General features: G+C 33.2%; 8 protein-coding genes. 4 read left to right on the forward strand and 4 right to left on the reverse strand.

The window, feature by feature from the left end:
* Together repM and AC07U8_RS21265 are read left to right on the forward strand one after the other, a co-directional pair.
* Window positions 1-930: replication initiation protein RepM (repM, locus tag AC07U8_RS21260; protein ID WP_494738619.1), on the forward strand; the 930-nt coding region annotated here is incomplete at its 5' end.
* A gap of 78 nt (window positions 931-1,008) precedes the next feature.
* Window positions 1,009-1,512, forward strand: coding sequence for a plasmid replication DNA-binding protein (locus AC07U8_RS21265; protein ID WP_494738620.1), 504 nt, complete (start codon window positions 1,009-1,011; stop codon window positions 1,510-1,512).
* Window positions 1,513-1,807: 295 nt separating this feature from the next.
* Here AC07U8_RS21265 and AC07U8_RS21270 read toward each other — a convergent pair whose 3' ends face one another.
* Both AC07U8_RS21270 and AC07U8_RS21275 read right to left on the reverse strand, forming a co-directional pair.
* Window positions 1,808-2,320 carry a type II toxin-antitoxin system YafO family toxin gene (locus tag AC07U8_RS21270; RefSeq protein ID WP_494738621.1) on the reverse strand — a complete coding sequence of 171 codons (513 nt, stop codon included), beginning with the start codon at window positions 2,318-2,320 and terminating at the stop codon, window positions 1,808-1,810.
* Between the two features lie 70 nt (window positions 2,321-2,390).
* Window positions 2,391-2,612: a hypothetical protein gene (locus AC07U8_RS21275; RefSeq protein WP_494738622.1), complete on the reverse strand. Its 222-nt coding sequence runs from the start codon at window positions 2,610-2,612 to the stop codon at window positions 2,391-2,393.
* A 216-nt stretch (window positions 2,613-2,828) separates the two neighbouring features.
* Here AC07U8_RS21275 and AC07U8_RS21280 point away from each other — a divergent pair, with 216 nt between their 5' ends.
* Complete coding sequence (locus AC07U8_RS21280) at window positions 2,829-3,803, forward strand: hypothetical protein (RefSeq protein ID WP_494738623.1); 975 nt, start codon at window positions 2,829-2,831, stop codon at window positions 3,801-3,803.
* Window positions 3,804-3,840: 37 nt separating this feature from the next.
* Window positions 3,841-4,176 carry a hypothetical protein gene (locus AC07U8_RS21285; protein ID WP_494738624.1) on the forward strand — a complete coding sequence of 112 codons (336 nt, stop codon included), beginning with the start codon at window positions 3,841-3,843 and terminating at the stop codon, window positions 4,174-4,176.
* Window positions 4,177-4,307: 131 nt separating this feature from the next.
* On the opposite strand, the gene AC07U8_RS21290 is transcribed toward AC07U8_RS21285, so the two are convergent.
* Window positions 4,308-4,586: an addiction module antidote protein gene (locus AC07U8_RS21290; protein WP_494738625.1), complete on the reverse strand. Its 279-nt coding sequence runs from the start codon at window positions 4,584-4,586 to the stop codon at window positions 4,308-4,310.
* Window positions 4,587-4,671: 85 nt separating this feature from the next.
* The gene (locus AC07U8_RS21295) at window positions 4,672-4,995 is read right to left on the reverse strand and encodes a hypothetical protein (protein WP_494738626.1); all 324 of its coding nucleotides are present in this window, start codon (window positions 4,993-4,995) and stop codon (window positions 4,672-4,674) included.
* Window positions 4,996-6,698 lie beyond the last annotated feature (1,703 nt).

The raw sequence follows: 6,698 nt of genomic DNA on the forward strand, positions 1-6,698 counted from the left end.
ATGACAGACTTAGTCGTAAAATCAAATAAACTTGTACAAGCCCTACAGACTCTTACCTTAAGTGAAACTCGTCTTTTACAGCTCGCTATTGTAGATGCTCGAGAAACAGGACAAGGGTTATCATCTGATCAACCATTAGAACTAAATGCCACTAGATATGCAAAAGCCTTTAATGTTTCTCCAGACGCAGCTTATTTAGCTTTAATTGAAGCAGAAGATTCACTATTTAAGCGACAATTCACTATTACAAATGAAGATGGAAGCCTAACAAAAAGTCGTTGGATTCAAGATGCAAACTATAGAAAAGGTGAAGGCCGAATTTTAATTACATTAACTCGTGTAGTTATTGAACATGTCACTAAAATAGATGGGTTTGAACAATATTTCACAAGCTATCATCTAAGAAAAACATCTGACTTTAAAAGTGTCTATGCTGTTCGTCTGTATGAATTATTAATGCAGTGGAAATCTATAGGAAAGACCCCTCTTTTTGAATTAAATAAATTCCGTAGCCAATTAGGTATAGGTGTAAACGAATACACCAGAATGGAAGCATTTAAGAGACGTGTACTTGATATTGCTATAGACCAAATTAATGAGTTTTCAGACATCAATATTAAGTATGAACAGCATAAAAAAGGGCGTTCTATTTCGGGCTTTTCGTTTAGTTTTAAACAAAAGAAATCAGCCAATCAACCAATCGAAAGTAAAAGAGATCCGAACACGTTAGATATCTTCTCCAAAATGACAGGTGCTCAACGTCATTTTTTTGCCAATAAACTGGCAGAGTTACCTGAAATGAGTAAGTACTCTCAGGGGACTGAGAGCTATCAACAGTTCGCTGTACGCATTGCTGAGATGCTTCAAGATCAAGAAAGGTTTAAAGAACTATATCCTTATCTTCAAAAGTTAGGCTTCAATGCAGCCTGAATTATAGACTTGATCATTTGTCTATTAGACAGTCTAATAGACAACAACTTTTGACAAGATTAGGCATAGTTTTACACCATGAAAAGTCTTTCAGTTCTTGAATTATCTAAGCTTTACAACATAAATAGGCAAACAATTTACAATCATATAAATAAAGGAATTTTAAGTAAAAATTCTGATAATAAGATTGATTTAGCTGAAGCTATTCGAGTATTTGGTGAACCTGTTAGAAAGCAGGATGTAAAAGAACCTGTAAAAGTAGACAGTCCAAATTCGGCAGAAGTTTTACTGCTTAGACAGCAGATAGACATACTAAAAAATCAGCTCGATGATGCAAAAGATAGGGAATCGTTCTATCAGAATCAGATTGAAACGATGCAACGTCTTTTAGAGGCCCCAAAACCTCATATCCCTGCGTCTATTCAGGCTGAGCCAATGACAGAGGAAAAAGAAGAAGTCATCGCCATGCCTCAGAACGAACCGGATACGAGTGAAAATAAGCGAATTCCAGTACCGGAGCACGTTGAACCGGAGCAACCGAAAAGAGGCTTTTGGAGTCGATTTTTTAGCCCCTATGATTAACCAAGATTGTTTAAGTAAAATGAATAAAGTCGTGGAACAATGATCAAAGAATAGGCGTGGAACGTGAAGAATCCATAAAAAAGCCTAGTTTGAACAAACTAGGCTTTTTTATGGATTGCAACTTATTGAAATAATTAAACTAATACAGTCGATTTCGCATAAGGCGTATTATGTTAACTTTAGAAAATGTTTAAAATTATTATTTTAAGAGTCTAATTATAAAAATAATGATTGAATGGAAATCTAAAAGACCAACTTGTTTACCAATCTGTCTTTCAGGTTTCCAGTACATATACTAACAAGTTGGAGTTCTTAAAAAATTTAATAAATCCTGTTCTAATGCTGGCTGTTCATCAATACTTTTAAAATACGCTTTAGCATGTTCGCCAAGACCTCTTAAAGCCTCATAATAAGGTTGAGACAATAGCTTATGTCCCTCTTGATCATATAAAGCTAAAACTAAGGCTGTTCCTTCTTCACTTACAGCATATAAGAGCAAAGAATCGCAACCATCACAATGACTTCGATAATATGGCCCAAAACAACAATAGCTTTTTGAGTCCCAAAACTGCTGATCTTTTTTGGATAATGGAAATACTAGGACATGAACCTTACATAGACCAGCATCTTTTACAGCTTCTGGATATTCAATAGGTTTATCTCTACCAAAATCTTGGTGATAACCTTCCCTCCAATACTTAGCAAATTCTTTCGCTATTTCTAAGAGAGAATTATATTCTGCAGTATTCTCATCTAATTCTCGAAAATAATTTGGATGTACAGAAACTCTACGCCGAGGAATAATCAAAAAGCATCTCCATACATCTTCTAAATAAAGTCAATAGAAGTATATAGAAATGCTTAATTTATTGTAAGAATTAGAGATCTAGGAATTTTCCTAAATGATCTTCTGGAGAAGTTGTAGCATATGCATTTAGACTATCTAACCCAATTTTATTAAGCTGTTTCTTAGTCAAATTAACTTTACTAGATAAACGAGGTTTATCTTTTTCAGGCTTTACAGCTACTATATTTTTATATTGAGTACTCATGATGCAAACCTCTTGAACATATTGAAAATCAATAGATGAATCAATCATTTACAACACCCTTTAAAAAATTTAAAACTATTTATTTAGTTCGATAATTTTATTCTTAATGCATAAATTATGCTTTTAGGAATATTTACAAAAATCTCACCAGTTTGATATAAGCTACTGTTTTATATTATTTTGTTATATTTTTAGAAAAAACTTGACAAGATCGAATTAAAATAATATAAGTCCTAAGGACTTATATTATTTTAATAGTAACGCATGAAAATTGAAAATATAATTGTAGAATGGATTAATAATGAATATGAATTAGATGTTATTTCTCGACAGCAGCTCTTCCTTAAGTATTTAGAAGTATGGCTTCAAGATTCTATTGTTCAAAAAAATAAAAGTTTCAATAATAAAAACTTTTATAAATTCTGCGATTACTTAATTCATGAAAAAATTTTAATAGGATTTAATCACACAACTAGAGGCTATACTTACTTTATTAGAAAAGGAAGTAAACCAACCTCTGAAATGGCTATTAGTGCATTGTATCCGTTAGGCTTTTTAAGCCATTTAACAGCTATGAACTTATATGGTATTGGTAATACTCAAACGACAGGTATCTATTTCACATGTCCAGCAAGAAAAGATTGGAAAGATCTGTGTCTCAAAGAAATAAAAAAACGATTTAAAAATTTTGAAGTTACTAAATCTATTAGTAACGAATATATTGAAATTAATGACGTAATTTTAAGTACTCAATCAATTTTAGATCCATACCCTCATCAAAGTATTTTAGAAGAAGCAGGCTCCACGAAAACTATAATTATAACTAATAAAAAAAAATTGGTTGAAAGTGAATGGTGGAATCAATGTCATCTACAGAATGTAGTAGATCTTTATTTAGATATGCTTAGAACACCACACTATTGTGGTGGAATTAGTCATGTATTAGGTGTGTATAGAGACAATATATTGAAAGATAATGATTTGTTTCAAGAAATTCTTACTAGCTTAACAAAAAATGGATCTATTATTGATAGAGCACGATTTGGCTATATTTTTGATAAAGTTTTATTTCTAAAAACACCAGAAATAAAAGAATGGAAAGAGGAACAGCAAGGTAAAAGAGGAAGTTCAAGAAAGTTATTTTCAAATTTTGAATTTGACTCTACTTTCGATGAAGAATGGAATTTATCCATAAACCATCCAACAATCAAAAATTTAGTATTAAATAATACTACTTAACATTGAATCTCTTATGTGAAATAGGATAACTATAGATATGCAAAAAGAATCTTGGCAAAAATTATTTAATGATCTAATTGGTGGGCTTGTAAACCTTAGTGTTGTTGCTATTGTTTTATTTTTTTCATCCACTCAAGCTGTAAAATTTCTTAGCTACAAAACTATTTTTCAATTTTTATTTTTAGCGGCCGGCACATTATGCTTATTAGTTTTATTTATAATAGGTGTATTAGCTTTTGTTGATGAAAAAGCTACCCCTCTACTAAACAGATCAAGAAATAAATTTTTTACTGGTATACTGATGATTGCTATAGCATTTTTTTTATTGATGCCAACTTTTTATACTTTATTTTTATCAACTCTTTTAAAGTAAATTACGTATAGAAATTTTCCATAAAAAAATGCTCTATTAATAATAGAGCATTTTTTTATGGAAAATACTTAACTTCATGGGGGAATTAATAGTTACATATACTTATCTCTTAATATATAAATAAAGGTCATTTATTTTCTAGTAACTCTTAAAGATAGATCTAAACTATCTAAAATTTTTAATAAAGTTGACAAGGTTGGATTTCCTTCTTCTTTAATAGCTCTATATAGATGAGTTCTATCTAGTTGAGTTTCTTCTGAGATTTTTTTAATTCCTATAGATCTAGATACTTCAGATATTCCACTTAATATAGTAGCTTGATCATTATCTGCTTCTTCGAATATAGCTTCTAAATAATTTAATAAAATTTCTTTATCATTTATATAGTTACTTTCATTTAGTTTGTTCATAATTTGACCTCTGATTTAGATATGAAAGAGTAAGTTAGTTTCTTATCAACCATGCAAATTATCTGCATGGCTGTAAGACCTTGCCTCACTTAAGTGAGGCAATTAACGTCTCTGCCAATAAAATATCTGCATCTTGGGTATCTTTTACTCCGCAATGCACTGCTGTGAATTCTTGCTCAGCAATTCGTGTTAGATAAATTCGATGACCTTTACCTACATCAATTTTGAGCATAACAACTTTACCGTGTACTGTTTTACAGTCGCCAAAGTTAATAAATTCATTACCCTCTACTTTGCCTTTTGACTTAATACGTGTCAGTCGAGCAAGCATTTTTCCTACCGCTTTGGGATCGGAAACTTTTTTAAAGGCTTTTTTGAATGATTCAGCCTCATTAATTACAACAGCCATAAAGACTCCAATTAGTTAAGTATTTTTCCATTTTTGTTGTTTTTAAGCAACATTAATATGGTAACGGGGAATTTATTTTTTTCAAGGGTAAAAATAAATTTTTTATAATTAGTTTTATTTTGATTAGAACGATCTTTAATTTATCTAAAATTAAGATGAAAGCACCATTAAATTTTGCGGTTACTTCACCTTAGACTATTAACTTGGCGTTTGTACTTTTTTAGAATTATATTATTATATAATATAAACTTACATGTTGCGACAAAACGTATGGTTGTACCCAAAACCAGCATTTGTTGACTCAATTATTTTATGCAGTATTCTATCTGTAATAGATAAGTCATTAGACCGTCCTTATCTATACGGTTACAGATCAGGTGGCTATTCATATTGACGATACTGTCCAACAGTATTGAATAGCCACCACCCCTCTAATTTTCGATTTAAGCAATATTTAGCGACTCAAACCACCCGACCCACTCTTTCAGCGAGCAAAGCTCGGCTAAACGCATCCTATGAGCAAATAGAGCATGTAATCAGGGAAGGTATGTCTTGAATTTCAATCTCTGTTGTTCGCTCGTAGACACTCGCTCTGTGAGTGTGTTTGTGCTTTTTCTTTGGCAAAAGCCAAAGATTAGCCCCGAAGGGGTGTGAAGCGAAAGCGGAACATCATCGAAGCCCCAGCGGAGATGACTGGGGGGGAGCCGACAACGTAAAAGGGAGTGGACACGAACTTTAGACATCCCCAGATGTCGTTAGTTGTTGGGGGGCAAGCCCACCCCGTCAAACTATCCCGAAGGGTAGTTGACCCACCTCGTTTTAGTGAGAGCGTTCAGCGAATCCGAAGGACATACGAGTCTAGCGAAATATGCACCTAAAAGGGGGTGGGTCAACTACGTAGTAGTATGACGGGGCGCGAGCACGAAGTGCGCTGCAACTTGGAGCGATAGCGGAAAGTGAAAGGCAACAAAAAACGATTATCAAAGGCGTCCAGCCCTTGAAGTACAAGGAATCCTGACGTCCAGGAAGGACGAGTGAAGCGAGCTTGTACGGTAATTGTTTTTAGGCGCAGCGAAGCGAAGGCTTTGTGCTTTTGTCTGTGCTTTGATTGGTGCATGTATTCCACGATAAAAGCACAATAGGAAACACAGATAGAATTAACCGAACGAGTGTCTACGAGTGATTGAGCATCATAAAAATTTTGAGTTGCCTTTTCTTTGATTACAAACTTGGCGTTTGTACTTTTAAAGGGAAAAACCGAGCAAAGCGATTGAGCTTAAGTTAAATTTTTAGCGAGCAAAGCGAGTAAAAAAATATGAGCGAAGCGAATTCATAGTCGCTTTTGACTTTGCTTTTGTTTTTCTTCAAATTCACGTAAGTATGAACCAAAAAAATTGCCCCTCGAATCGAGCGAAAGCGAGATTCAATAGAGTTTGAGCGAAGCGAAAACCAAGGGCAATTTTTCATTTCAAGGACTTTTAATTATTTTTAAAGTTTTTAAATACTTTTACATTAGCTGAAAGCCTCTATTTAAAAGGGTTTCCTCGGTTATATAGCAACGTTTCCTCGGTTATATAGCAACGTTTCCTCGGTTATATAGCAACGTTTCCTCGGTTATATAGCAACGTTTCCTCGGTATTTGACAACAACAATTTATTGTGTTGTTATAGCAACACAATAAAGCTGTTGCTAAATAAACCACC

This window comes from Acinetobacter sp. GW821-FHT01E09, assembly GCF_059422385.1.

What these genes read in the sequence shown, in the direction of transcription:
- AC07U8_RS21265 (WP_494738620.1), top strand. Translation starts at nt 1,009, where the DNA reads ATGAAAAGTCTTTCAGTTCTTGAATTATCTAAGCTTTACAACATAAAT.
- AC07U8_RS21275 (WP_494738622.1), bottom strand. Translation starts at nt 2,612, where the DNA reads ATGATTGATTCATCTATTGATTTTCAATATGTTCAAGAGGTTTGCATC.
- AC07U8_RS21280 (WP_494738623.1), top strand. Translation starts at nt 2,829, where the DNA reads ATGAAAATTGAAAATATAATTGTAGAATGGATTAATAATGAATATGAA.
- AC07U8_RS21285 (WP_494738624.1), top strand. Translation starts at nt 3,841, where the DNA reads ATGCAAAAAGAATCTTGGCAAAAATTATTTAATGATCTAATTGGTGGG.
- AC07U8_RS21290 (WP_494738625.1), bottom strand. Translation starts at nt 4,586, where the DNA reads ATGAACAAACTAAATGAAAGTAACTATATAAATGATAAAGAAATTTTA.
- AC07U8_RS21295 (WP_494738626.1), bottom strand. Translation starts at nt 4,995, where the DNA reads ATGGCTGTTGTAATTAATGAGGCTGAATCATTCAAAAAAGCCTTTAAA.